This is a genomic window from Gluconobacter sp. Gdi, from assembly GCF_014132155.1.
Classification (GTDB): domain Bacteria; phylum Pseudomonadota; class Alphaproteobacteria; order Acetobacterales; family Acetobacteraceae; genus Gluconobacter.
The window spans coordinates 369,454-395,327 of sequence record NZ_BLJQ01000003.1 but is presented as its reverse complement, the minus strand read 5'-3'; the positions used below and the strand labels follow the sequence as shown (position 1 = coordinate 395,327).

Genomic DNA, 25,874 nt, shown 5'->3' with positions numbered 1-25,874 from the left:
CAGGCCTTCCCTCAGGCAAATCAGCCGATAATACGGTCGAGCGCTGCACAGAACTTTTTCATGTCGCTCATGGAGCCAACCGTAATACGGGAGGCATTCGGCCAGATGGGCCAGGAACGACCGATGATAATGTTTTCCTTCAGGAACGCATCCTTGATCGGTGCCGCAGGACGCTTCCAGTCAATCACGAACATGTTCGCATCAGAAGGAATGAAGCTGATTCCCTTCTTCTGAAGGTGCTCATACGTCATGGCGCGGGCTGCAATCATCTCACGACGGCGCGCATCAATATCTGACGTCATTGTCAGGCTCTTCGTGCCGCAGATTACGGCCGGAACTGGCAGCATGTGCGTTTGGTTCACGCCATCATAACGCATCATTTTTTCATGCAGGGCCGGTGGCGCCATGCTGAAGCCCAGCCGCAGACCGGCCATGGCGAACATCTTCGAGAACGTCCGCAGGACAACGACATCACGCCCTTCAGCAACGAGCGAGACAGCGCTCGGAGCATTGGAGAAGTGAATGTAGGCCTCGTCAACCAGAACAATGGAGTCTTTCGGCTTGTTCGCGACCAGCCAGCGAATATCTTCCAACGGCGTAATAGTACCAGTCGGATTATTCGGTGAGCAGATATAATAGACGCCCGCGTTCGGATTGGCCTTCAGCATCGCCTTGACATCGGTCTTGTAACCGTTCGAGGCATCCAGCGGCACCTTGACCAGCGGGATCTTGAGCCATTCGGAAGCCACCCATCCGGCTTCATAGCTTGGATCAGCCGTAACGAGGCCACGTGTTGGGGAACAGAACGTCACGATCGTGCGACAGAGCGGATCAGATGAACCACCCCATGGCAGAATGCAGTTTTCAGGAACGTTATCGATCTTGGCAGCCGTACGGATCAGGTCTTCGCGTGTATGGCCCGTCGGATCATACCGGTTCCCCTCGAAAACGGCAGCGGCACCCGCCTTGGCAGCGGCTGGGAACGGACCAGTCCAGCACTCGTTACTGCCAATTCGGGTCATCTTGGTGACATCACCGGGCGGCAGCGCGGTCAGGGGGGAAGCCTCCGCACGCCCAACGAGTGACCGGACTGCCATGCCTGCACTCATCAGCGCAGCTACGCGGCCCAGACTACGACGGGAATAACCGCGTGAGAGAAGATCGTCTTTTGCTTCAGGGGACAGGCAATCGGTCATGCTCGGCTCACGCTCCTAGTGTGTCTGAAAACATACTAGAAACGGAACGATCTGTCTGTCAAAGCCCGAAATGAAATCGGATTTCAGTATTCTGGCTTCTGCTTGTCCACAGGGATGGAAGTCGGCTTACCCTCAACGCCCGCATAGGTCAGCAGAAGAACAGTCGAGACATCTCCTGACACACCACGGTGCACATCATTCACTGATTCCGCAAAGGCTTCGCCCTGGTGAAAGGTTCTGGTTTTGCCACTTTCCCGGTCTTCAATCTTCAGGGTGCCTTGCAGGACATAGCCAGCGTTTGGAAATGGATGGACATGCCAGGGCAGGGCCGTATGAGGCGGAATGGTCAGCCGGATCATGCTCAGTTCAGGCTGGGCCGTTGAATACGGTGTGTAGGTCACGCCATTCCAGGAATGGGATGCGTTGAGCAAGTGATCGGCATGGGCAGTGGCAGTCGACGATTCTGCATGAGCAACAGAACCCGCAGTCAGGCAGGACAGAAGGATCAGAGACAAACGGAACTTCATCGGATACTCCTTTGGGAAGAGTGTTGCCTTTTGGCATCATAGAAACGTATGGCATCCCATTCCGTTCGTGTCGGCTTTGTGACATCCCGGTTTGGGGCTAGAACGCAGAATTTCTGAAACAGAACAGGTGACAGACATGGTTTTCAGCAGGGCGCGTGCTTTTTCTGGTCTTCCCTGCGCGCAGGCCGATCTTGACCATGTTGCGCACATTGTCACAGCCTCCGGGACGTCTTTTGCCAGAGGTATGAAGGTCTTACCGGCTGCGAGACGGCAGGCCATGTTTGCAATCTATGCGTTCTGCCGGCAGGTCGACGACATTGCTGATGGTGACACAAATGTCGCTGACCCCGCACAGGCCCTACAGGAATGGCATGAACGTATAGACCGCCTGTATCAGGGGGAAACGCAGGACGCACTCGACCGTGTTCTTGTCGCAGCGATCTTCCGTTTCCAACTGCAAGCCAAAGATTTCCACGCAGTCATTGATGGCATGGCCATGGACTGCGGCGCCCCCATTGTCGCGCCTGACGAGAAAACCTTGGATCTGTATTGCGACCGCGTTGCGTCAGCCGTAGGTCGCCTTTCAGTTCGTGCTTTCGGCGACTCTTCCGCAGCGGCTGACCGTGTATCAAAACATCTAGGTCGCGCCCTCCAGCTTACCAACATCCTGCGCGACATTGCTGAAGATGCAGCGCGGGACCGCCTGTACCTTCCGTCAGAACTGCTGGAACGCTTCAACGTACCCAATAATCCAAAAGAAGCTCTGTACGCACACGGCCTGGATGATGTGGCACGTATCCTGAGCCGCCGCGCTCATGATCATTTCCGTGAAGCACGCCGCGCAATGAAAGAATGCGACAGCACCGCCATGCGTCCAGCACGCATGATGGCAGCGTCTTATGAGCCTGTCCTGAACGCCCTCGAAAAGCGTGGATGGAAAAACCCGGAGCTTTCTCCGAAAGTCAGTAAAGGCTGGCGGGCAGTCCGCGCTCTGGCGGCATATGTGAAGTAAGCCCGATGAGCCACGTTCATATTATTGGCGGAGGGCTGTCCGGCCTGTCTGCTGCCGTAGAACTTGCCGCCCAGGCCCAGGTCACGATCTATGAAGCGGGCCCTGCCTGTGGCGGACGCGCACGCTCTTTTCATGACCGCACGCTCGATACCCTGATCGACAACGGCAACCATCTTCTGCTGTCGGCCAACAACCTGACATTCCGGTATCTGGATATTCTCGGCGCCCGTCACACACTGGCAGGCCCCGGTATTCCGATCTTTCCTTACTATGATCTGGCAGAAGATCTGGCTTGGACACTTCGGCTTTCCAAAGGAAAAGTCCCATTCTGGGCATTACCCGGCGGTCGCCGCGTTCCAGGGATGAAGCTTTCCGAACTGGCATCCCTCGGGCGTTTCCTGAAAGCTGATGACACGACCGTTGTGGAAGAGTGCCTGAAACCCGGTCAGCTAAGCCGACGCCTCCTGGAGCCTTTCGCCATTTCGGTTCTGAACACAGACCTGCACACTGGCAGTGCACTGTTGTTGGGAAACGTCATCCGAAAGTCTCTGGCACAAGGCGGTATGGCCTGCTGCCCCTGGTTCCCAAAAATTGGCCTATCTGAAACACTGGTCGACCCAGCGATTTCATACCTGAACCGGTATCATGCGACGGTCCGCACGGGCGTTCGTGTTAGCACCATCATAAGAGAGAATGGCCGCGCGACTGCCATTGAGACGACGGAAGGCCGCATTGAGCTTGGTCCGGAAGACCACATCATTGTCGCTACACCCGCTCCAGTCACCCAGAACCTTGTGCCGGAACTGGTTGTGCCAGACGCGTTCGAGAGCATTGCAAACGCGCATTTCAAACTTGCTGCGCCCGTAGAGGCGAGGGGCGTCGTCGCTCAGGCAGGTTTTGTAGGTCTCGTGGGTGGTATTTCGGAGTGGATCTTTCTGAAAGGCGACGTCCTTTCCGTCACGGTTAGCGCCGCTAATCGCTACGCAGATCGCGACAGCAACGAGATGCTTGCCACGATCTGGTCTGAAATCCGGCGCGCACTGGATCCCATTTTGCCTCAGCCACTCCCTGTCGCGATGCCACCCGCTCGGCTGCTACGGGAAAAACGAGCGACATTCGCCGCGACACCAGAGCAAAACTGCCGTCGCCCCAAAGCGAAGACAGACACCGCCAATATGGCGCTGGCGGGAGACTGGACGGATACGGGGCTTCCATCAACGATCGAAGGGGCCATTCAATCCGGACTGGCAGCGGTCAGTGCTCTGGGTTTCCGTTCTGCCGTGAAAAACACGGAAACGTGATGAGTGCTCTCGAAACCATGGCTGTAACACAACTCCCGATAATGAGGGCTGCATGTCCCGGGAGACCTGAACAATGCTGATCTATCCTGATGAAAAGGAGGACCGTGTGAGCGAGACCCTTTCCCACAAGCCTGTCGACGCCGAAAACGTCAACCGTGCCATTGAGGGGGCCCATGCCGCTCTGGGCAATCGCCAGAAAGACGACGGACATTGGGTTTTTGAACTTGAGGCAGACGCAACCATTCCTGCCGAATATGTTCTGCTGGAACACTATCTTGACCGCATCGATCAGGAAAAGCAGGACAAGATTGGCGTCTATCTGCGCCGCATTCAGGGTGAACATGGCGGCTGGCCGCTTTATTTTGGCGGCGGCTTTGACCTGTCCGCAAGTGTAAAAGCTTACTTCGCGCTCAAAGCCATCGGGGACAATATAGACGCGCCACATATGCGTCGCGCCCGCGAAGCCATTCTGGACCACGGTGGGGCTGCCCGGTCCAATGTGTTCACACGCATCCAGCTTGCCCTGTATGGTGAAGTGCCTTGGGATGCCACGCCTGTCATGCCGGTCGAGCTCATGCTGCTCCCGCGGAAGGCATTCTTCTCAGTCTGGAACATGTCGTACTGGTCACGATGCGTGCTGGCGCCGATGCTGGCAGTGGGGGCTATGAAGCCTACCGCCATCAATCCGCGTGGCATTCATATCCAGGAACTGTTCGTCAAACCACCTGAGCTGGTCAAGGACTGGATCCGGGGTCCATACCGCTCAATTTGGGGACGGGCTTTCAAACATCTGGACTCTGCGCTTCGGCCTGTCCTGCCGCTCATTCCTAACCGCATCCATGAGAAGGCCATCAAGGCTGCCATCAGCTTTATCGAACCACGCCTGAGTCGTGGCGGCCTTGGAGCGATCTATCCTGCCATGGCCAACGTGGTCATGATGTATCGCGCGCTTGGCGTTCCCGATAGCGATCCACGCGTGGTCACGGCATGGGAGTCCATTCAGGACCTTCTTGTTCAAAAAGAAGACGAAATTTACTGCCAGCCCTGCGTCTCCCCTGTATGGGATACAGGACTGTCAGGGCTTGCCATGATGGAAGCGGCATCCGGTGCTCATCCCACCAAACGGGACGAAACCATCGCGAAGCTCAAGAAAAGTGCTGAATGGCTGCGGGACCGCCAGATCCTGGATGTCAAAGGAGACTGGGCAGTCAACACACCCAATTTACGCCCGGGTGGTTGGGCTTTCCAGTACGAAAACGATTACTACCCGGATGTGGATGATACGGCTGTTGTCGGCATGCTTCTGCATCGTGTTGATCCTGAAGAGAACCGTGAAGCCATTGAACGCGCACGGGAATGGATCATTGGAATGCAAAGCACCAATGGTGGGTGGGGCGCGTTCGACATCGATAATGATCTCGAAATGCTGAACCATATTCCGTTCTCGGATCATGGCGCGCTTCTGGACCCACCAACTGCCGATGTGTCCGCACGGTGCATTTCTTTCCTTTGTCAGCTTGGCCATCCGGAAGACCGGCCAGTTATCGATAAGGCACTCGATTACCTGCGCAAAGAGCAGGAAAAAGAAGGCTGCTGGTTCGGTCGCTGGGGCACGAACTATATCTACGGCACCTGGTCTGTTCTCTGCGCCCTGAACATTGCGGGCATCTCCTATGATGACCCGATGGTGAAGCGCGCCATCACATGGCTGGAAGACGTTCAGCGTGCCGACGGCGGATGGGGCGAAGATTGCGCAACCTATGAAGGCGCGCCTCCAGGCACGTACAAGGAGAGCCTGCCGTCACAAACCGCCTGGGCTGTTCTCGCGCTGATGGCTGTGGGCCGCCGTGACAGTGAAGCCGTTAAGCGTGGCATCAACTTCCTGACATCAAAGCAGGATGATAACGGCGAATGGCAGGAAGACGCCTATAACGCTGTTGGCTTCCCGAAGGTATTTTACCTCCGCTATCACGGCTACAAGCAGTTCTTCCCGCTTCAGGCTCTTTCGCGTTACCGCAATCTGGGAACCAGCAACACCGGTCGCGTGGAATACGGTTTCTGATGCTCGGCGTTCTAGTGGGAATGAAGCAGGAAGCGCGCATCATTCGCCGTTTCCTGCCGGACGCACCGATTGCTTTGAGCAATGCTACAGCATCAGGCGCTGTGGCAGGAGCCGAGAGGCTTCTGCGCGCTGGAGCAACACGTCTGCTATCTTTCGGATGCGCTGGCGGACTATCAACCAGCGTAAAACCGGGCACGATTATCGTGGCAGATTGTGTTGTCATGAGCGATTCAAGCTACGAGGCCGATGCGGGTCTGAGCATACAGTTCGGAGCAGACCATGCCCGTCAGGGGCGCATTCTTCATAGCGACAGCCTCATCGAAACGGCGGAAGAAAAATCCCGTCTCTACAAAACCACAGGCTGCATCGCCGTCGATATGGAAAGCGGCGCAATAGCCAGAACCGGCAAGCCTTTCGCAGTCCTTCGTGTCGTCTGCGATGATTCAGCCCGCAGCCTGCCGCCAGCTGCACGGGATGGCCTCAAGGATGGCGCCATCCATCTTGGCGGATTGTTGTCCTCTCTCGTCAGGCAGCCATCGCAGATTCCTGCGCTCATCGAGCTGGGGAAGGACGCTGCCATGGCGCAGAAAGCAATGGCCTTATTCCTGGAAGCCCATCCGCCGCAGCTGTGAGAAAACTTTAGCTCCCGCAGAAGTCGCCAGAACGCCTGCGGGCACCAGCCAAGGGAAGGCGATGGAATGGCCGTCAATCCTGACCATCGCCAGACCGGCCAAAACAACGACGGCCGTCAGAAAACCGGCAATCCCATTTGCCTCATCTCGTGAATGTCCGACCATAGCCAGCAAAAACACTCCAAGCGTCGCACCATAGCTGTAAGACGCGATTGAGAGCCCGAACACGACGGCAGAGCCTGTCGGGTGAGAGAAAGACAGCGCGGTCACCACAAGCAGAACGGCCCAGAAACAGGTCGCCGTCCGCAGGGACAGCGTCTTCTTCGGAAAAAAATCGCTTTTTGTCGCGGCTGCCATTGAATTCATGGCACTGGAAAGAGATCCCATTGTCGCAGCAAGAATGCCAGCTACGAGCAGTCCGCGCAGAATAGGGGGCAATGTCAGAACAAACTGCGGGAAAAGTGCGTCTGGGGCACCGTGATAATCAGGCCAAAGCGCCCTTAACCCCACCCCGACAAAGGAGAGCAGGGCGAACAGCAACGCCACGACAAACACACTTCCAATCATCGCTGTCCGCGCGCCGTTGAGCGTCTTTGCTGCGAGGCAACGTTGAAGCATGAGTTGGTCTGTACCGTGTGAGGCAAGGGAAAGAATTGCGCCGCCAACAACAGCTCCGGCTACGGAAAAAGGATTGGTGAATGCTGGCAATCCCGCAGTAAACATGGGAGCCGCATGAAAAATATCAGTCCCTGAGCGGCTGAACAGCACGACCCCACACGCGACACTGCCGCCGAGATAGAGAAGCAATTGAAGCGTGTCGGACCAGACGACAGCCTTCAGACCACCGGCCAGCGTATAAGCCAGCGTGAGAATGACAATCCCCATGAGCAGGACAATATCCGGAATGGGATAGCCGATACTCGCACACAACAGGGAAACCGGAATCATGCCAGCGTACAAACGTACACCCTCGGCAAGAAGACGCGTCAGCAGGAACGTGCCAGACACCAGCTTCTGAAGACGCGTTCCGAACCGCTGGCCAACATACCGATAGATGGATGTCGCGCCCCGCTCATGCAGAGGCAGAAACCACCAGGCAACAGCCACGCGTCCGAGGAGATACCCGACTGCCAGCCCCAGAAAAACATATCCGTGCAGGTATGCCACGCCAGGAACACTGACGATCGTCAGTGTAGATGTCTCGGTTGCAACTAACGAGAGGCAGATAGCCCAAGGCGGAAGATCTTTATGAGGTTGCCGCGCCAGAGTGAGCGCAAAAAGCGGCAACGACACGAGGTAAAGCAGGATGACAGTAAGGCTCTGGATCATCCTGTCCGTTCTGTAGGTGGAACGTGATCCGGTCAAGCACTGGAACTGACGAGCGCCCTTAAAAAAGCGCTCGTCAGTTCAACGATCAGCCTTCGTCGCTTAATCGCTCGGGGCGGAAACCGGTGGCAATGACGTAGAGTTCGCTTGATTCCTTGCGGGAAGCAGGCGGCTTGACGTGCTTGACCGAAGAGAAGGCTTTCTTCATGGACTCAAGCATCTGTTTTTCAGAACCACCCTGAAAGACCTTGGCCACGAAGCTTCCGCCTTCAGCCAGCACCTGAACTGCAAAATCCAGTGCACCCTCTGCCAGTCCCATAATCCGCATATGGTCTGTTGCGGCATGGCCCGTTGTGTTGGGAGCCATATCAGACATGACAAGATCTGCTGGACCGCCGAGAATTTCTTTCAAGCGATCAGGCATTTCCGGATCTGTGAAATCCCCTTCAATGATCTCGGCACCGCTGACAGGATCGACAGGCAGGAGGTCCACACCTGCAATGTTGCCAGCGCCACGTTTGACTGCAACCTGAGACCAGCCGCCTGGGGCCGCTCCCAAATCGATGACGCGCGCACCCGGCTTGATGATGTGAAACCGATCATCGATTTCAATCAGCTTAAAGGCTGCACGTGAACGCCAGCCCTGTTTACGGGCTGCCGCGACATAGGGATCGTTGAGCTGCCGGTTCAACCAGCGCTGCTGTGCCGTGGTGCGCCCACGAGCTGTTCTGAGGGTGACGACCTTATTGCGGGCCGTCTGTGAAGTAGAGGCGTCCTGAGTAGCGTCAGCTGCACCTGGTGCGGCAGCACTCTTGAGAGCTTTTCCAGGGATGCGCTTGGGTCCCGTATCCTTTTTGGAAGAACCGGAGCGGGATCTGGGCGGCTTCATATCGTGGCGTAATTCCCGAGAGGGCCCCTCGAACGGGGCGTTACATGTCGATGGGTCCTGCGGCGTTCTCTAGTGAAACGCTGACCATGATCGCGGGCCATACGCAGCAGCATGCCATCACGCAACCCCCGATCGGCAATCGTGACCTCTTCTATAGGCCATGTCCGATGAATTGCCTCGAAAATTGCGCAACCCGGAAGAACATACTTTACGCGATCCTGTCCGACACAGGGATGCATCGCCAAATGATCGCGCGAAAGGCTACGGAGCGTGTCGATGGCACTTCGCATGATTTGCCCCGGCAAAATCAGGCCATCAATCGCCGCGCGATTATAACGGGGCAGGGCCAGAGCGACGCCGGCAAGGGTCGTGACAGTACCAGACGTACCCAGCAGGCACGCATTCCCCTGTGCGACTTCACGGCGAATGCGGTGAACATTCTCAAAACCTACAAGGTGGGTCTGCACGTGAGAAACCATCTCTTCATAGGAAGAGCCATGGCCTTCACCGAACATCTCCTGAAGCGTGATGACACCCACAGGCATGCTGGTTGTCCCAATCAGTGTCTGAGACTTACGCTCCTGATCAACACGCACCCATGCGACTTCAGTGGAACCACCACCAATATCAAACAGAACGCCACGTTCAGACTGAGAAGGTGGCCGTGAGGGCATCCGGAAGAGAGGAGAGCAGCTCTCCAGCGCGAGCTCTGCTTCCTCACGCGCCGTAATAATATCAATGGTTAGACCAATTTCGGTCTGCACACGCTCAAGGAACTCGCGACCATTCACGGCGCGACGGCAGGCTTCGGTGGCCACAGCGCGAACGTGGGAGAGGGGCCATTGCCGCATGCGCTCGACGCAAATGCGCAGGGCATCAAGCGCGCGTGTCATAGACTCTTCAGCCAGTCGGCCGCTGACACGCAGACCTTCCCCTAACCGGACAGACCTGTTGAAACTGTCCACGACCCGAAACCCATTCGGTGTGCCTGCGGCAATCATCAGCCGACAGTTATTCGTCCCAAGATCAATGGCCCCAAAGAACGGACCGGCCTGACGGGCACCAGACGCGCGAATTTGCGCCTGACCTGAAAGCCTCTGCTCCGCTCCTTGCCTCATCATCTTGTTTAGGCTCCCGATTTTGCCCGTGCTGGGACCTTGAATATGCAGCATGAGACGGGAAAACGTCTTACCGCAAGAAAAATATCAGTTTTTTCAAAAAAAGTGGAAAGACCCCCTTGCGTCACTCAGCCGTGATGGGTAAACACCCACTCACCGCTTGGGAGATAGTTTAGCGGTAGAACTACCGGCTCTGACCCGGTCAGCCCTGGTTCGAATCCAGGTCTCCCAGCCAACAAATTCCTTAAAATCTACCGCAAAAAAGAGACTTCCCCTCCAGGGGGGAATTAGTCTATGAGGACCCGCCAACGGCCGGCTGGGCCTCTTGGCCCCCGGTTCAGACTTCAAGCGTCCCACGACGCATGACCAACGGGGGCCAGCGGGCATGACATCCTCTTCCTGCACAACTGATTTTAACGCACGCATACGTGAAGCACTGGCGTTCGACGATGTTCTCGTCGAACCGGCTGAATCGTCCGTGCTTCCGGCCCAGACATCCACCCGCACACGCCTGACGCGCACCATCGAGCTGAACATCCCTTTGATGTCCTCGGCCATGGACACAGTCACGGAAGACGGAATGGCCATTGCCATGGCCCAACAGGGCGGCATGGGCGTCATTCACAAAAACCTCTCTATTGAAGAGCAGGCCGAACAGGTCCGCCGCGTAAAGCGCTTCGAATCTGGCATGGTCGTTAATCCGGTCACCGTTGGTCCGGACCAGACACTGGCTGAAGTGAATGCCATCATGGCGCGCCATGGTGTCTCTGGCCTTCCGGTTGTGGAAGAGGGAACCGGTATCCTGGTTGGCATCCTGACCAACCGTGACGTCCGTTTCACCACGGACCTGAACACCCGCGTCCGTGATCTGATGACGAAGGACAATCTTGTCACGGTTCTGAATGGCGCTGCTCCTGAAGAAGCTCGCGCTCTGCTGCATCGTCACCGCATCGAAAAGCTGCTGGTCGTTGATGAGGGCGGCCGCTGCATCGGCCTCATCACCGTCAAGGACATGGACAAGGCGACGACGCATCCGCTCGCCATCAAGGACGCGCAAGGACGGCTTCGCTGCGCCGCCGCTGTCGGCGTTGGGGAGGACGGTCTGAACCGTGCTGCTGCCCTCGTGGAAGCCGGTGTGGACGTTATTGTCGTTGATACCGCTCATGGCCACTCCCACGGCGTTCTGAGCACTGTCCGGACACTCAAGGAGCGCCACCCAGGCCTTCAGGTCATTGCTGGCAACGTCGCCACCCCGCAGGCGGCTCGCGCCCTTATTGAAGCCGGAGCAGACTGCATCAAGGTGGGCATCGGTCCGGGGTCCATCTGCACAACGCGCGTTGTTGCCGGTGTGGGCGTGCCGCAGTTCTCCGCCGTCATGGAAACGGCAGCAGCCTGTCATGAGCTTGATGTTCCGGCCATCGCCGATGGTGGCATCCGGACATCCGGTGACATTGTAAAGGCCATTGGTGCCGGTGCTGACGTCGTGATGGTTGGCTCGCTGCTGGCCGGCACGGACGAGAGCCCAGGCGAAACGTTCCTGTATCAGGGCCGCTCCTACAAATCGTATCGCGGCATGGGGTCCCTTGGGGCTATGGCCCGGGGCTCTGCTGATCGGTACTTCCAGGCTGAAGTGCGCGATACACTGAAGCTAGTTCCGGAAGGCATTGAAGGACAGGTTCCTTACAAGGGTGGCATGGCACCAGTCGTGCACCAGCTTGTTGGCGGCCTGAAAGCTGGCATGGGCTACACCGGATCTGCCACGGTTGCGGAACTTCAGGTGCGCACCATGTTCCGTCGCATCACAAATGCGGGCCTTCGTGAAAGCCATGTCCATGACGTGACAATCACGCGTGAAGCCCCGAACTATCGCCGGGACTGACATTTCCTGTGCATTGGCCTCTCGCTTTGAGAGGCCAAACCGGCTACGGGGGCGATATGACCCCCGCAGCTCGCCTTTCCGGCGCCATTGATCTGCTTTGTGCGATCCAGAATGCGCCCCGCCGTCCCGCAGACGCTACCGCTAACGCTTTTTTCCGTGAACGCCGTTATATAGGCGGCGGAGACCGGCGCGCCATTTCCACGCTTGCCTGGGATGTGCTGCGTGGCTGGCGGCGGCTGCACTGGCACCTGGAAGGCAGCCAGGGCGAAATTTCTCCACGCCTGCTATGTGCTGCCTCCATGCTGCTAACCGGCACAACGATGGATCAGGTTCGCATGTTATTCAGTGGCGAGCGGTATGCTCAAAAGCCTCTGACGCCGCGTGAAGATGTGAACCTTAAGCATCTGGAAGGAAAAGAACTTTCTACCCAGAAGCAGCCTGTAGCAGTCCGCCTCGAATATCCGGACTGGATTGAGCCAGCCCTACGCGAAACTTTCGGATCCCGCATGGCTGACGAAATGGAAGCCATGCTCGGAACCCCGACTTTGGATCTTCGCGTAAACCTTTTGAAGGGCACCCGCGAGGACGGTCTGCGCGCTCTGAGGAGTGAGGGCCTGAATGCCGTCCCAACCAAGCTGTCGCCGTGGGGCCTGCGCCTCGATGGCCGTCAGCCGGTTACGGCAGCACAGGCCTTCAAAGATGGACTTGTAGAAATTCAGGACGAGGGCTCACAGCTCGTTGTCGCGGCAGCTGGCGCCCGGCCGGAACACCGCGTTCTGGATTACTGCGCTGGAGCTGGCGGCAAGACTCTTGCCCTTGCCATGACCATGGAGAACAAGGGCCATATCGTTGCCTGTGACGTTCATGAAAAGCGCCTTGAAGGGGCTGTCAAACGTCTGCGTCGGGCAGGGGTGCATAATGTTGAGCGGCACCTGCTCACCACAGGCGACAAATGGGCCAAGCGTCGTGCCGCAAGCTTTGATCGCGTCCTGGTGGATGCACCCTGTTCAGGCACCGGCACATGGCGCCGCAACCCGGATGCACGACTGCGACTGACACCTGAAGACATTCAGGAACTTGTTATCAAACAGTCCGAAATCCTTGATCGCGCAGCATCTTTGGTCAAATCCGGCGGCCGGATGATCTATGCGACGTGCTCTCTTTTGGCCGCTGAAAACGGGCAGCAGATTGATGCATTCCTGAAGCGTCGGACAGATTTTGTTCGTGTAGCTACGGAAGACCTACCCGATCTTCTGCCAGCCGAACTCCGCGAAAAGGCTCAGTTTTCCCTGACGCCCCTTCGTGACGGAACGGATGGCTTCTTTGCCTGCGTCATGCAGCGGGTTGAACAGAAGGTTGAGACGGCACAGGAAGAAGCTCCTTCCACATAACAAGCGCATCCACATACCCTTGCTCAGGGTGGTTGAACGCACCGGGTAGCGTTCCAACCACCCTGAAACCAAGATGCTTCCAAAGCGCAATGGCTCGCAGATTGGTGCTGACGACAAAGTTGAACTGCATCGCCCTGTATCCGAGCGCCTGCGCCTCTTTCAGGGCATATCGTCCCATTGTCGCTCCGGCACCATATCCTGTAGCTGCGACAAAACCAGCATTGGCAACATGCTGACCGCCGCCTTTCTGATTGTCCTGCACATAGAATGTGCCCACAATCTGGCCTGTCTTTGTCTCGGCGACATACACACGATGCTCGACGGCCATCCAGTACGCCAAGGCCTGCCGACGGCCCCACGTTCGCGGCAAAGCGTACGTTTCCCCAGCCTTGAGAACAGGTGCCAGCAAGCGCCAGATACCCTCTCGGTCCAAGGACTGTGCCGGACGAATGGTCAGGATCGTTTCAACCATCGGATAACACTCTCAAAATCACGCAGTTAGGCCCAACACATTATCCGGGTTATGATACGGTTTCCAAAATCAGCACGGGACCGACGCGCTCTTACACATGCAGTATGATATTTTCATCGGCATCGCCTCGACCTTCGGGGCCGGAATGCTGGCCCAGTGGGTTGCCTGGCGGTTTCGCCTTCCCGCAATCGTGCTCCTGTTCACCATTGGGCTTCTGTTCGGCCCTGGGCTGGGCATTGTGCACCCCTCAGAGACGATGGGCTGGGTCTTCAGACCACTGGTCTCCCTCCTGGTTGCCATTGTCGTGTTTGAAGGCGGCATGGCTCTGGATATCCGGCAGCTCCGTGAGGCCGGGGAAGGTGTCGCACGCCTGACGATGCTGGCCTTACCCATCAACTGGGTTCTGGGATCACTTGCGGCCCATTACGTTGCCCACCTTGAATGGGGCACGTCGATGCTGTTCGGCGCCATCATTGTTGTGACAGGCCCAACCGTGGTGCTCCCGCTTTTGCGTAGTGCCAAGCTCCAGCCTCGTGTCGCGGCGTTCCTGCGATGGGAAGCCATCGTCAATGATCCACTGGGAGCGATTCTCGCAGCCGTTGTGCTGCAGCTCATGCTTCTGCACGTTGACCTGCATACCGGCGTCTTTTTTACCCACACACTTCCTGATCTGCTCGCTGCTGCAACTGAGTCGATTTCGGCGGGCATTCTTCCAGCCTATCTGATCCGTTATCTCTTCACTCGCGACATGATGCCGGAAATTCTCAAAACGCCGGTGCTCATCTCAATGGCACTGCTGATTTTCACGGCCTGCAATCTGGAAATGGAAGGCGCGGGCCTGGTCGCGGTCACTATTTTTGGCATGGCACTGACCAACCTCCACATTCCAGGCGTCGCAGAACTAAGGCGCATCAAGGAATCGATGGTGGTTCTCGTCGTGTCGGTACTGTTCATCCTGCTGACAGCAGATCTTCATCGAGACGTTCTCAAGCACCTTTCCATTCCCATTCTGATGCTGACGCTTGTCGTACTGTTCGTCGTACGTCCGGTTGGAATTTTCTTTTCCACCCTGGGCACCAGCATGCCTTGGAAAGAGCGCCTCTTCGTCGGATGGATTGCGCCCCGAGGCATCGTTGCGGCGGCCGTTGCGGGCGCCGCTGGTATTCGCCTGAAAGAAACGGGCTACCAGTCGGCTGACCTCATTATGCCAGCGGTCTTCGCCGTTATCGCCGTGACCATGATCCTTCATGGCTTTTCGCTTCGTCCAATCGCACGTGCTCTCAAGCTCACACTCTCGAATGATCCAGCCATCGCCATTCTGGGGGCGAGCAAATGGTCCATCGACCTTGCAGCCTGCCTCCATCGTGAAAACATTCCCGTTCTGCTCGTGGACAACCGATCCAGCGCACTGATGGCTGCCGCGCAGCTCGACATTCCAGTTCTAAGGACCGAACTGCTGTCCCAGCACGGGCAGGAAGCACTGGAAGAACGACCAGCAGACTACCTGATCGCAACGACCGGAGACGGCATCTATAATGGGATGATCTGCGGACATCTCGCGCCAGCCATGGGGCGGGAACGGGTATTCCAGATCAGCCCGGGTGTGGCCCGACTAGATTTTTATCATGGGCTTTCCCGTGACTCCCGAGGAAAGGTTCTGGGAGAACCCGCTTGGAATTACACCCTGTTCGATACCCTGTTCGAGCAAGGCTGGCGCTTCGTATCCCGTGCAGCCAATGAGGCCAATGCGGCAGGGTTTGGAACGGACGACAATCGCCTCGATATCCTTGTCAGCAGACGCTCTGCCATTCTCATTCGTTCGGCAGAAGATCCGACTGTCATCACCCCGATGCCTGGGGACCTGATGATCTCGATGGTACCGCCGACTGACACTCGACACACAGAGGAAGAGGCAGCTTAAGGCGCTTCCACCATGATAGCCGTCAGACCCTGTTCCAGCACATAACGCAGGTCCTTTTCCTGCAATGCAATACAGCCTTCCGTCACACCGCTGACGGGAGGCAGATGCAGGAAAATTGCAGACCCACGTCCCGACTCGATGGTGACGTCATTCCACCCCATCACAATGCAGAGATCATAGACATGATCATCCCGGCACATTTTCTCATATGACGCAGGGTGAGGAAGTGTCACCGGACGGTTATAATCCGGGTGCGATCCGTCATCGCACCAACCATCCGAAGCAGCAATCGGCTCGATAGGTAAACCCGCGCCGGAAACAGGCTTTTCCACACGATCTGCGCGATACAGGATACGGCGGAGGGGTAGTTCACCTACAGGGGTCGCGTGATCGCCTTCACGCTTGTCAAGGCGAATACCACCAGCCCCGATCAAAGCCGGAATGATTACATTACGAAAGTGAAGAAAAGCGCGGCCCTCAGTGATTCTCAAAATAGCTTTAGTCATGTTGCTGTTCCCTTTCGGATAAGTATTTGTCATATCTCAGATGGCAAGTGTGCTGCTGGTCCTGCGGTGCAGGATAGGCAGAATTGGATGCGTGGCCTATTAACGCGAACACATGCGGATGTGACGTTTTCCGCCTAGATAAAACGAGACAGGTATTATGGCAGGTCCCCGGCCCATCCTCGTGGTAGATGATGACGATACGCTACGAAGCCTGCTGACAGAGCAACTCCAGCACGGTGGCGAACTTGAGGCTGTGGAAGCAGTCTCCGTGGCAACAGCAAGAGAGCTCCTCAAGAAGCCTGGTGCCCGTTACGACGCCATGCTGCTGGACATCACCCTTCCTGACGGAGACGGCCGCGACTTCTGTGCGGAGCTTCGTCGCGAAGGCGTTCGGATGCCGATCATTATTCTGACCGGTTCAGACGATGAAAGTGATGTTGTCCGCGGGCTTGATGCAGGCGCAAACGACTATGTCGCAAAGCCATTCCGTATCGGGGAACTGCTGGCGCGTCTTCGGGCACAGCTCCGGATCTTTGAAAACAGCGAAGATGCCGTTTTTGAAATCGGCCCTTACGCGTTTCGTCCATCAGCCAAACTTCTGGTTGAGACGGCCCGCAATCGCCGCATTCGCCTGACTGAAAAAGAAGCCGCGATTCTCAAGTATCTTTACCGGGCCGGTCAGCGCCCCGTCGCCCGTCAGGTGCTTCTGAACGAAGTCTGGGGTTACAACGCTGCAGTGACGACCCATACGCTTGAGACGCATATCTATCGTCTTCGCCAGAAAATCGAGCCAGACCCCACCAAGACGTCCCTGCTGATCACTGAGGGTGGTGGGTATCGTCTTGACCCGGAAGGCCGCACTGTTGCTACGGCCGAATCACTGACAGCCTGATACTCAGGCCCTGCCGGTCAGGCTGGATCGAAATCCAGCACGACCGGCACGTGATCTGAAGGGCTGTCCCAATCGCGAACATCCCGCAGAACACGAATATTTCGAAGGCCTGGCATCAGATCTGGCGTAAGCCAGACATGATCTAGGCGCCTTCCACGATCTGACTTTTTCCAGTCCTTGTTCCTGTAGGACCACCATGTATACAATTTGGTGGGCTCAGGCGTAATCCGCCTCATGGCGTCCTCAAACCCTGCCGCCATCCACGTATTAAGTCGCTCGGTCTCCGGCGGCGTATGGCTGACGATTTTGAGAAGCTGACGATGGCTCCAGACATCATGCTCCAACGGAGCGATATTGAGATCTCCAACCACAATGCTGCGCACTGGTGGACTATCCGTGAACCATTTCGCGGCTTCTTCTACAAACGCGAGTTTGTGAGCAAATTTTTCGTTTTCTTCCGGATCCGGGATATCGCCCCCCGCAGGGACATAGAAATCATGCAGCATCACTGGCCCACCAGGCGTCTGGATTGATGCCGCGATGTGCCGACAATCGCTCCGGCTGCACCAGTCAGGCGTATTCGCAACTGTGTCGAGGGGCAGGCGGGACAGGATTGCAACCCCGTTGTATCCCTTCATTCCTCGATAGAGCTGATGCGGAAAGCCAAGCTCCACAAGAGCTTCAGCCGGGAAGAGCGGATCGGGAACTTTCGTCTCCTGAAGGCAGACAATGTCCGGATTTTCCTCCTCAACGAGCTTCTTCAGCAGCGGCAAACGAAGCCGGAGGGAGTTGATGTTCCATGTAATCAGACGCATCACCATTGGATCGTCTGAATTGAGCGCTTTGACAAGCACCTCTTGCGTCAGACCCGCTCACACCCGATCTAGGACGGATCATGACTGAACTGCACGACACGCTTCTGACTTTCGATACCCATATCGATATTCCATGGCCCGATCAGGCGGATGCCTGGTCTCTGAACACAGACCGAAAAGTCGATGTAAGAAAATGCGATCAGGGCAAACTTCGCTCTGTCTGCCTTGCCGCCTATATTCCGCAGGGACCACGCGATGAAGCGGGCCACGAAGAGGCCTGGCACCGTGTTCAGGCGATGCTCAAGGTCATCAATGCCCTCGGCGGACATCAGGACGGATTAAGCGCAAATATCTGCCGAACAGCAGAGGATGTCCGCTCAGCATTCCGGGCAGGAGCGCTCGCTATTGTTCCCGCCATTGAAAATGGCCATGCGCTTGGTGGTGTACCGTCGCGGATCGGCCAACTGGCCGCAGAGTATGGCGTCAGATACCTGACCCTGACCCATAATGGCCACAACGCTCTCGCTGATGCAGCCATCCCCAGAAAAGACCTGAATGATGTTACGGAACTTCATGGGGGATTGTCTGAGCTGGGTCGCGAGACCATTCGCGAGATGAATCGCCATGGTGTGCTAGTGGATGTGTCACACACGGCAAAATCCACCATGATGCAGGCGTCAGAACTTTCCACCACGCCGGTATTCGCCAGCCACTCCTGCGTCCGAAGTCTCTGCGATCACCCGCGCAATCTCGACGATGAGCAGCTTGATCGTTTGAAAGAAACCGACGGTCTGATCCAGATCACCGCCATGGGGTCTTTTCTGCGCAAAGGCGGCGGAGGAACCGTGGAGGATCTGGCGCGCCATGTTGCCTATGTCGCAGAGCGCATAGGTGTACGGCACGTCGGCGTCTCATCCGATTTCGACGGCGGCGGAGGCATACCGGGCTGGCAGGATGCCACACAAACTCCTGCCGTAACTGAGGCCTTGCGTAATGTGGGCTTCGGGGCGGATGAACTGGCTGCTATCTGGGGTGGTAATATGCTTCGCCTGATGGAAAAAGCCGAACAAGCATCAATTTCAGCCTGAAAAAGCACGTTCGTTCAGCAAAAAAGTTCTCTCTAATGGGAACAGAACGGGACCATTGAGACTTAATGCAGAGTGCACTCATCCACTATGCTTTGGAAAGTCGTCATGTCCCGTTCAACAGGAGCCTCAAACTGAAAATTTTTCTGCCCCATGACGGAACGGAAAATATTTTCCATTATTATCAATATCTTACGTTTACTGATTAAAAATTAGGCAATCTGATGGCAAGGCCGGGAAACCTTGGCCTTCATGATTCTGTCATGGAGCAACCCACAGACTTGTCCACAGGATCGGTGGATGACTGAAGAACTGGCATGACTGACCCTACGCCCACAGAGACAGAAACCTCAATGACGCCTGAAGAAGCTCCTGTTCCCGTTGTGAAAAAGCAGGGCGTCGAGGCTATTCGGGATGCTTTGAAAACCATTCCCTACAGCCCTGGCGTGTATCGCATGCTCAGCGAAAAAGGGGAGGTTCTGTATGTGGGCAAGGCGTTAAGCCTCAAGAAACGCGTTTCTTCCTATACGCGTATAGCCCAGTTGCCGGAACGTCTGCGCCGCATGGTGTCCATGACGGTCTCAATGGAGATTGTCATTACCCGGACGGAAGCTGACGCTCTTCTGCTGGAAGCGAATTACATCAAGCGCATGAAGCCGCGCTTCAATATCCTGCTGCGGGATGACAAGAGCTATCCGTGGCTAATGCTGACTGAAAATCATGAATTTCCTCAGCTTACCAAACAGCGCGGAAAGCCCATCAAAGGCGCGACCTACTGGGGGCCATTTGCTTCAGCCTGGGCCGTGAACCAGACGCTAAACCTTGTACAGAAAACTTTCCTCCTCCGATCATGCTCCGATGCGGTTCTCAAGAGCCGAACACGACCCTGCCTGCTGTTTCAGATCAAACGCTGCTCGGCCCCTTGTGTGGATCGTATTTCCAAAGAAAATTACAGCGAGCTGGTCGTGCAGGCGCGGCAGTTTCTCTCGGGTAAGAATACTGAGTTGCAGCAGGAGCTTGCCGTTGAAATGGAACGGGCATCCGCAGCCATGGAATATGAGCGGGCTGCTGCCATTCGGGATCGTATCCGCGGATTTTCCAGCATCCAGAACTCAGGGACCATTAATCCGACGTCCATTCAGGATGCAGACATCGTAGCAATCTGGCAGGACGCGGGGCAGACCTGCATCCAGGTCTTTTTCATTCGCGGCAGCCGTAATAACGGAAACCGGGCCTTCTATCCTGTTCACGCAGAAGAAGAGACCCCGGCTGACGTGCTGTCTGCCTTCCTCCTTCAGTTTTACGACAACAAGCCTCCACCACCAGTGATTCTGGTGAATCAGGAAATTTCGGAACAAAAGCTCGTCGAGGAAGCTCTCAGCATCAAGAGAGAGCAGAAGGTAGAAATTGCCTGCCCTCAACGCGGTGAGAAGAAGAGCGTCGTCGACCATGCCGCCCTGAACGCACGGGAAGCTCTGGAGCGAAAACTTGCGGAGAATACGGGTCAGCGCAAACTTCTGGAAGGCGTGGCAAAGGTTTTCAATCTGCCTGAAACGCCTCAGCGGATCGAAACATACGATAACTCACACATCATGGGTCAGGCGCCTTATGGCGTCATGGTCGTGGGTGGCCCAGAAGGCTTCGAAAAACGCTCTTATCGGAAATACGCCATTAAAGGCCCAGTTACTCCAGGCGATGATTTCGGAATGATGCGGGAGGTCATGGAGCGCCGGTTTGGGAAAAACAGAGAGGAGGGGGACAGGCCTGAGGATTGGCCCGATCTGTTGCTGATCGATGGTGGACTGGGCCAGTTCAACGCTGTTCGCAATGTCTTGGCAGACCTTGGGGTTACGGGAATTCCCATTGTGGCGATTGCCAAAGGCCCGGATCGTGATGCTGGCCGCGAATGGTTTTTCACTGAAACACAGTCACCGTTCCAACTCCCACCGAGAGATCCGGTTCTCTACTATCTTCAACGCCTGAGAGATGAAGCCCATCGTTTTGCCATTACGACACACAGGGCAGGGCGCTCCAAAGGGCTTCGGAAATCCGAACTGGATGATGTTCCGGGAATCGGAGGGGCCCGAAAGAAGGCACTTCTGAATCACTTCGGGTCAGCCAAGACCGTAAGACAGGCCAGTCTCGAAGAGCTTGAAACTGCACCGGGAATCAGTTCGGGAACGGCCAGAGCCATCTACGGACACTTCCATCCCGAATGGCTACGGACACAGAGCTGACAATTCCGTGAGGTCTCCCTTTGAACACTGGCTTGGCATAAAAAATACACACATTCAGAGCGGATTGGCGCATACCGGAGACGGATAAACTGTTCTAGACTGCTTCGTGATGCTGACTGATCTACCAAACGTCCTGACTCTGCTCCGTATTGCGGCCATTCCTGTTCTGGTCGCTTTGCTGGCGCTGCATTCCGCACTCGGTAACGTTGCGGCCTGCGTTGTGTATACGGCTGCCTGTATTACGGATTATCTGGATGGTGCCCTGGCACGTCGGTGGCAGATGCTGTCCGAGTTGGGGCGGATGATGGACCCGATTGCTGACAAGCTCCTTGTTGGCGCACTTCTGCTCGCACTGGCAGGCCTGACAGTACTCCCAGTGTATTCCCTCTACGCGGCCATCATCATTATGCTGCGCGAAATTCTTGTTAGTGGCCTACGTGAATACATGGCCTCCCAGCGCGCAACACTTCCATCCACTCGGCTCGCGAAATGGAAGACCGGCATTCAGATGGTCGCGATCGGTTTTCTGATCGGGGGAGACAAAGCTGCAGTCACGCTGCATATCTCATTCCTGCCCGCCACACTGATCGGTGGTATTCTGCTCTGGATTTCAGTTATCCCAACAGTTCTGAGCGGGTGGGGTTACCTCACTGCCGGGCTCACCCGAATGATGGCTTCTCAGCCGCGCAAGTCTTCAAAGATCGTCTCCTGATCTGGACTAGCCGTGATTATTATTGCAGTTATCGGCTCGTCATCTGGCGCTTTTAACTTATGACAGCTAGAGTTCAGGGATCGACCTTATGGGAGTACACAATGCGTAAGGCCGCTCTACTGGCATTACCTCTGGCCCTGAGCGGCTGTGCGGGCATGGGTAAGTTTTTCAATGACACCGCGCTGTGGTCGGGAAGTAACCCTAATGCTCCCCATGGCGATAGTGAGAACCTTCGCAGAGCACGCGGTGAATTCGTAGCGGCTGCACCAATCCTGCCAGAAGGTGGGAATATGTGGCCTGGCTCACCTCAGCCTCTGCCAACCCTTAAAGACGTGGTAAACCCTGACAGCGTATTTAATAAGGCTCTCGGCGATCCAGCCACGTATTTTGGTGGCGCCACACTCGACAAGAATTTCATGGGCGGCATCGCCGGTGCCGGTGCTCTTGGCGTATCTGGGCCGCAGATGAAGTCAGGCGATACCATGTCCGTCGGTGAGAAGATCGACGCAATGCGGGGCGTTTCGGAAGATCGCAGTCACTTTATTCCTACGCTTCCGACGAGCGTTCCGGATAATGCTGGTCGCTTCCTGAACAAAAACCCCGACAAAACAATCATCATCCCGAATGGGGACGGAACGAGCACTCTGATCGCTCCTGACGGTAAAGTCCGCGTCGTGCGCGGCGTACCGTCAGTTCCTAATAAATAATCATCAGAAATTATCTGCCTTGCCGGAGCATTAATCCGACAAGGCAGTTCTTTCAGTAATGCCTGAAAAGGGCGACCAGCCGCCCCTGTATGCGCACACGCGCAGCAGGCAGAATACGTGTCTCGTATTCCCGATTAGCGGCTTCCAAAGCAATCGTAGAACCACGACGGCGCAGCTTCTTGAGGGTCACTTCCTGATCATCAATCAGCGCAACAACGATCTGACCATTATCCGCCACTTCGCCGCGACGGATGATGGCAACATCACCGTCCAAAATGCCAGCTTCAATCATGGAATCACCCGCGACTGTGAGAGCATAATGCTCTCCAGTGCCGAGCAGGGACGATGGCACCTGAATCTGTGCGCTATCATCCTGCAAGGCCTCAATAGGGAGGCCGGCAGCAATGCGTCCATAAAGTGGAAGCTGAACGCTTGTGTTTTCAACGGGAGAGCGAGGCGCCTCGGAAAATGTCCCGGGAAGATCCTGACGACCACCCTCAACAACTGTTGGAACGAAAGGCGCCGGATTAGCCACGGTATCCACAACCGGGGCCTCAAGGCCCATATGAGGCAGACGTAGGACTTCAAGCGCTCTCGCACGATGATGATGGCGCCGCAGAAAGCCACGCTCTTCAAGGGCGGAGATGAGGCGATGAATTCCTGATTTGGAACGAAGCTCTAGGGCGTCCTTCATTTCATCGAAGGAAGGGGAATAGCCCGTCCGCCGAAGATGTTCGTCAATGTATAGCAAAAGCTGGTGCTGCTTACGCGTCAGCATACAGGCGCTCCCATGCGCCTCGGTGGAGGCAAAATCTGAAGATCGAGACATTGCATAATCGTATGCAGAGCTCTTTTGTTCCTTATAGGTTCCCCTTTGTCCACCTGCAAGGATATCTACGGGGCATCAATAAAGCTTTTATCCGGCAGAAAACGCGGGTTTTTGCGGAAAAATACACCTTATCCCTGGATTTTCTTCAGAAAGCCTTGACCTGAGACATACAAATCAGCATGTTGCGCCGAACTAGATCAACCTGCTGCTTTGGCACTTGCGAGCGGCATCAGGACGGCGCAAGCCCGAGGGTATCATGGGAAAAAGCAACGTTATTCAGATCCGTCTCGTCTCGTCGGCTGACACCGGCTACTTCTACGTCACGAAGAAGAACGCACGTTCTGCTACGGGCAAGATGGAAGTCCGTAAGTATGACCCGGTTGCCCGCAAGCACGTGACCTTCCGCGAAGCCAAGATCAAGTAAGATCTCGCGGATCATACGACTTTAAAAAAGGCGGCCTTCGGGTCGCCTTTTTTATTGGCTCAGTTTCCGGCAAACAAAACTTCACCAAACATAAAAAAAGAGCCTGAAGCGGCTCTTAGAAAAGTTTGTCGTGTGGTCCATAGGGGATAACAATATCGCCGTTCCGCGTCAGATTAAGCATGGCACGTGAACGCTCGTCCAGAATGTCGGCATCAAGAGCCTTCTCTTTGAGCGCAAGCACGCGACGATGCCACACCGCCTGCTCATCTTTGGCATCCTGTTGCGCCTGGATGGCCTGCTGCTGAAGCACAAGCTGATCCTGATAGGCACGGATACCATGAGCGCCGTGAAGGGCGTTCCACCCGAAATAAGCGGTCAGGGACAGAAAGAGCACAGGGGGAGCAACCGCGCGGATGGCACGTTTGATAAGTCTGACGGGTCTCACGCGGGGTAACAGGCTCCCTTGGCTTGAAAACTTCCCAACAGCCTAGCTCAGAGAGAGGCTGCGAAACAATCACTGTTGTTCAAGACAGTAGATTATTTTAACGCGCCTATAAAACCGGCCTCCCAAATGGAGGCCGGCGTTTGTTGATCAGGCGGACTTGAGAATGCTGCGACCCGCATAACGGGCTGCGCTTCCAAGCTGCTGCTCAATGCGGATCAGCTGGTTGTACTTAGCCGTGCGGTCAGAGCGGGAGAGGGAACCCGTCTTGATCTGACCACAGTTCGTAGCAACAGCAAGATCTGCAATCACGGCGTCTTCAGTCTCACCAGAACGGTGGCTCATGACGCAGGTGTAGCCAGCCTTATGCGCTGTCTCGACTGCTTCCAGCGTCTCCGTCAGCGTGCCAATCTGATTGACCTTCACGAGCAGGGAGTTGGCCGTCTTAGCCTTGATGCCGCGACGAAGGCGCTCAGGATTGGTCACGAACAGATCATCACCAACAAGCTGGAGACGATCACCTAGACGGGACGTCAGTTCAGCCCAGCCTTCCCAGTCATCCTCAGCCAGACCATCTTCGATGGAGACAATCGGATATTTCTTGGCGAGATCTTCGAGGTAAGAGATCATGCCTGAAGAGTCGAACTCTTTGCCTTCACCCTTCAGGTTGTAACGGCCGTTGCTGTAGAACTCGGTCGCTGCACAATCGAGGGCAAACGTCACGTCATCGCCCGGACGATACCCGGCAGCCTCAACGGACTTCGTAATGAAGCTCAGAGCTTCATCAGCAGACTTCAGACCCGGAGCAAAACCGCCCTCATCACCAACATTGGTGTTGTGACCAGCAGCAGACAGACCCTTCTTGAGAGCGGCGAAGATTTCAGAACCCATGCGCACGGCATCAGCCAACGTCGGCGCACCAACTGGCTGGATCATGAACTCCTGAATGTCGATCGGGTTATCCGCGTGTTCGCCACCATTCACGATGTTCATCATGGGAACCGGAAGCGTGTGCGCGAAAACGCCACCGACATAGCGATAGAGCGGTAGTTCCAGCTCTTCTGCCGTCGCCTTGGCAACCGCGAGAGAAACGCCGAGAATTGCATTCGCACCAATGCGGGACTTATTCGGCGTGCCATCCAGCTCGATCATCGCGTTGTCGATGGCGATCTGGTCTTCAGACTCTGCACCCTGCAGCACTTCAAGGATTTCGTCTTCAACGAACCCACAGGCCTTCAGGACACCTTTGCCGTTGTAACGGGACTTGTCCCCGTCACGCAGCTCGACAGCTTCGTGGGCGCCAGTAGAAGCGCCAGAGGGAACGGCGGCGCGACCGCGGGCACCAGACGACAGCTCAACCTCAACCTCAACGGTTGGGTTACCACGGCTGTCCAGGATCTCGCGGGCGGTGATATCAACAATGGCGCTCAATGGAAGCTCTCCTGGATATGCGTGAACCGGGGGTGGCTCATAACCGTTCGGAACGGATCACCGTTTCG

Annotated in this window: 24 protein-coding genes and 1 tRNA gene; 14 read left to right on the top strand and 11 right to left on the bottom strand. The window is 56.1% G+C overall.

Annotation, left to right across the window (positions count from 1 at the left end; translation table 11 throughout):
• Nucleotides 1-20 precede the first annotated feature (20 nt).
• Together JN414_RS08870 and JN414_RS08865 are read right to left on the bottom strand one after the other, a co-directional pair.
• Nucleotides 21-1,196, bottom strand: a complete 1,176-nt coding sequence (locus JN414_RS08870) for a pyridoxal phosphate-dependent aminotransferase (protein ID WP_202207567.1) — start codon at nucleotides 1,194-1,196, stop codon at nucleotides 21-23.
• A gap of 83 nt (nucleotides 1,197-1,279) precedes the next feature.
• Nucleotides 1,280-1,723 (bottom strand): cupin domain-containing protein, encoded by a 444-nt coding sequence (locus tag JN414_RS08865; protein ID WP_202207566.1) that lies wholly within the window; start codon nucleotides 1,721-1,723, stop codon nucleotides 1,280-1,282.
• Between the two features lie 136 nt (nucleotides 1,724-1,859).
• Between JN414_RS08865 and hpnD the strand changes: the two genes are divergently transcribed.
• The 4 genes from hpnD to JN414_RS08845 all read left to right on the top strand — a co-directional run bounded on the left by hpnD (nucleotide 1,860) and on the right by JN414_RS08845 (nucleotide 6,730).
• Nucleotides 1,860-2,735: a presqualene diphosphate synthase HpnD gene (hpnD, locus tag JN414_RS08860; RefSeq protein ID WP_202207565.1), complete on the top strand. Its 876-nt coding sequence runs from the start codon at nucleotides 1,860-1,862 to the stop codon at nucleotides 2,733-2,735.
• Between the two features lie 5 nt (nucleotides 2,736-2,740).
• On the top strand, nucleotides 2,741-4,036 hold the full coding sequence (gene hpnE / locus JN414_RS08855) for a hydroxysqualene dehydroxylase HpnE (RefSeq protein WP_202207564.1): 1,296 nt from the start codon (nucleotides 2,741-2,743) through the stop codon (nucleotides 4,034-4,036).
• Between the two features lie 73 nt (nucleotides 4,037-4,109).
• The gene (shc, locus tag JN414_RS08850; protein ID WP_202207563.1) at nucleotides 4,110-6,098 is read left to right on the top strand and encodes a squalene--hopene cyclase; all 1,989 of its coding nucleotides are present in this window, start codon (nucleotides 4,110-4,112) and stop codon (nucleotides 6,096-6,098) included.
• On the top strand, nucleotides 6,098-6,730 hold the full coding sequence (locus tag JN414_RS08845) for a hypothetical protein (RefSeq protein WP_202207562.1): 633 nt from the start codon (nucleotides 6,098-6,100) through the stop codon (nucleotides 6,728-6,730). Before shc ends, JN414_RS08845 begins: the two co-directional genes overlap by 1 nt.
• On the opposite strand, the gene JN414_RS08840 is transcribed toward JN414_RS08845, so the two are convergent.
• From JN414_RS08840 to JN414_RS08830, 3 genes are all read right to left on the bottom strand, one after another.
• Nucleotides 6,698-8,059, bottom strand: a complete 1,362-nt coding sequence (locus JN414_RS08840) for a sodium:solute symporter family transporter (protein WP_202207561.1) — start codon at nucleotides 8,057-8,059, stop codon at nucleotides 6,698-6,700. The two genes, JN414_RS08845 and JN414_RS08840, sit on opposite strands and share 33 nt — an antisense overlap.
• Nucleotides 8,060-8,144: 85 nt before the next feature.
• Nucleotides 8,145-8,945, bottom strand: coding sequence for an RlmE family RNA methyltransferase (locus JN414_RS08835; protein ID WP_046901679.1), 801 nt, complete (start codon nucleotides 8,943-8,945; stop codon nucleotides 8,145-8,147).
• Nucleotides 8,942-10,066, bottom strand: a complete 1,125-nt coding sequence (locus JN414_RS08830; protein WP_202207560.1) for a Ppx/GppA phosphatase family protein — start codon at nucleotides 10,064-10,066, stop codon at nucleotides 8,942-8,944. Before JN414_RS08830 ends, JN414_RS08835 begins: the two co-directional genes overlap by 4 nt.
• Before the next feature lie 158 nt (nucleotides 10,067-10,224).
• Here JN414_RS08830 and JN414_RS08825 point away from each other — a divergent pair.
• The 3 genes from JN414_RS08825 to JN414_RS08815 all read left to right on the top strand — a co-directional run bounded on the left by JN414_RS08825 (nucleotide 10,225) and on the right by JN414_RS08815 (nucleotide 13,333).
• Nucleotides 10,225-10,298: transfer RNA gene (locus tag JN414_RS08825), tRNA-Gln, on the top strand.
• Between the two features lie 150 nt (nucleotides 10,299-10,448).
• Nucleotides 10,449-11,942, top strand: coding sequence for an IMP dehydrogenase (gene guaB / locus JN414_RS08820; protein WP_202207559.1), 1,494 nt, complete (start codon nucleotides 10,449-10,451; stop codon nucleotides 11,940-11,942).
• A gap of 56 nt (nucleotides 11,943-11,998) precedes the next feature.
• Nucleotides 11,999-13,333: an RsmB/NOP family class I SAM-dependent RNA methyltransferase gene (locus JN414_RS08815; RefSeq protein ID WP_202207558.1), complete on the top strand. Its 1,335-nt coding sequence runs from the start codon at nucleotides 11,999-12,001 to the stop codon at nucleotides 13,331-13,333.
• Here JN414_RS08815 and JN414_RS08810 read toward each other — a convergent pair.
• Nucleotides 13,275-13,805, bottom strand: coding sequence for a GNAT family N-acetyltransferase (locus tag JN414_RS08810; RefSeq protein WP_202207557.1), 531 nt, complete (start codon nucleotides 13,803-13,805; stop codon nucleotides 13,275-13,277). The genes JN414_RS08815 and JN414_RS08810 overlap by 59 nt on opposite strands.
• 97 nt (nucleotides 13,806-13,902) lie before the next feature.
• Here JN414_RS08810 and JN414_RS08805 point away from each other — a divergent pair, with 97 nt between their 5' ends.
• The gene (locus JN414_RS08805; RefSeq protein ID WP_202207556.1) at nucleotides 13,903-15,726 is read left to right on the top strand and encodes a sodium:proton antiporter; all 1,824 of its coding nucleotides are present in this window, start codon (nucleotides 13,903-13,905) and stop codon (nucleotides 15,724-15,726) included.
• On the opposite strand, the gene JN414_RS08800 is transcribed toward JN414_RS08805, so the two are convergent.
• Entirely contained in the window at nucleotides 15,723-16,232 is a 510-nt protein-coding gene (locus tag JN414_RS08800; RefSeq protein WP_202207555.1) for a L,D-transpeptidase, read from the bottom strand. The two genes, JN414_RS08805 and JN414_RS08800, sit on opposite strands and share 4 nt — an antisense overlap.
• Before the next feature lie 157 nt (nucleotides 16,233-16,389).
• On the opposite strand from JN414_RS08800, the gene JN414_RS08795 reads away from it, so the two are divergent.
• Nucleotides 16,390-17,124, top strand: a complete 735-nt coding sequence (locus JN414_RS08795; RefSeq protein WP_086633203.1) for a response regulator transcription factor — start codon at nucleotides 16,390-16,392, stop codon at nucleotides 17,122-17,124.
• Between the two features lie 17 nt (nucleotides 17,125-17,141).
• Here the strand turns inward: JN414_RS08795 and JN414_RS08790 are convergent, their stop codons facing one another.
• Nucleotides 17,142-17,939 (bottom strand): exodeoxyribonuclease III, encoded by a 798-nt coding sequence (locus JN414_RS08790; RefSeq protein ID WP_202207617.1) that lies wholly within the window; start codon nucleotides 17,937-17,939, stop codon nucleotides 17,142-17,144.
• An 80-nt stretch (nucleotides 17,940-18,019) separates the two neighbouring features.
• Between JN414_RS08790 and JN414_RS08785 the strand changes: the two genes are divergently transcribed.
• From JN414_RS08785 to JN414_RS08770, 4 genes are all read left to right on the top strand, one after another.
• Nucleotides 18,020-19,027 (top strand): dipeptidase, encoded by a 1,008-nt coding sequence (locus JN414_RS08785; protein WP_202207554.1) that lies wholly within the window; start codon nucleotides 18,020-18,022, stop codon nucleotides 19,025-19,027.
• Between the two features lie 314 nt (nucleotides 19,028-19,341).
• The gene (uvrC, locus tag JN414_RS08780; RefSeq protein WP_375781681.1) at nucleotides 19,342-21,261 is read left to right on the top strand and encodes an excinuclease ABC subunit UvrC; all 1,920 of its coding nucleotides are present in this window, start codon (nucleotides 19,342-19,344) and stop codon (nucleotides 21,259-21,261) included.
• 109 nt (nucleotides 21,262-21,370) lie between these two features.
• Nucleotides 21,371-21,973, top strand: coding sequence for a CDP-diacylglycerol--glycerol-3-phosphate 3-phosphatidyltransferase (gene pgsA / locus JN414_RS08775; protein WP_202207615.1), 603 nt, complete (start codon nucleotides 21,371-21,373; stop codon nucleotides 21,971-21,973).
• Nucleotides 21,974-22,074: 101 nt separating this feature from the next.
• On the top strand, nucleotides 22,075-22,680 hold the full coding sequence (locus tag JN414_RS08770; RefSeq protein ID WP_202207553.1) for a hypothetical protein: 606 nt from the start codon (nucleotides 22,075-22,077) through the stop codon (nucleotides 22,678-22,680).
• Between the two features lie 52 nt (nucleotides 22,681-22,732).
• Here JN414_RS08770 and lexA read toward each other — a convergent pair whose 3' ends face one another.
• Entirely contained in the window at nucleotides 22,733-23,458 is a 726-nt protein-coding gene (lexA, locus tag JN414_RS08765; protein ID WP_202207552.1) for a transcriptional repressor LexA, read from the bottom strand.
• Nucleotides 23,459-23,765: 307 nt separating this feature from the next.
• On the opposite strand from lexA, the gene rpmG reads away from it, so the two are divergent.
• Nucleotides 23,766-23,933: a 50S ribosomal protein L33 gene (rpmG, locus tag JN414_RS08760; protein WP_046901668.1), complete on the top strand. Its 168-nt coding sequence runs from the start codon at nucleotides 23,766-23,768 to the stop codon at nucleotides 23,931-23,933.
• 115 nt (nucleotides 23,934-24,048) lie between these two features.
• Here the strand turns inward: rpmG and JN414_RS08755 are convergent, their stop codons facing one another.
• The gene (locus JN414_RS08755; protein WP_046901667.1) at nucleotides 24,049-24,378 is read right to left on the bottom strand and encodes a septum formation initiator family protein; all 330 of its coding nucleotides are present in this window, start codon (nucleotides 24,376-24,378) and stop codon (nucleotides 24,049-24,051) included.
• Between the two features lie 147 nt (nucleotides 24,379-24,525).
• On the bottom strand, nucleotides 24,526-25,806 hold the full coding sequence (gene eno, locus JN414_RS08750) for a phosphopyruvate hydratase (protein WP_064272901.1): 1,281 nt from the start codon (nucleotides 25,804-25,806) through the stop codon (nucleotides 24,526-24,528).
• Nucleotides 25,807-25,874 lie beyond the last annotated feature (68 nt).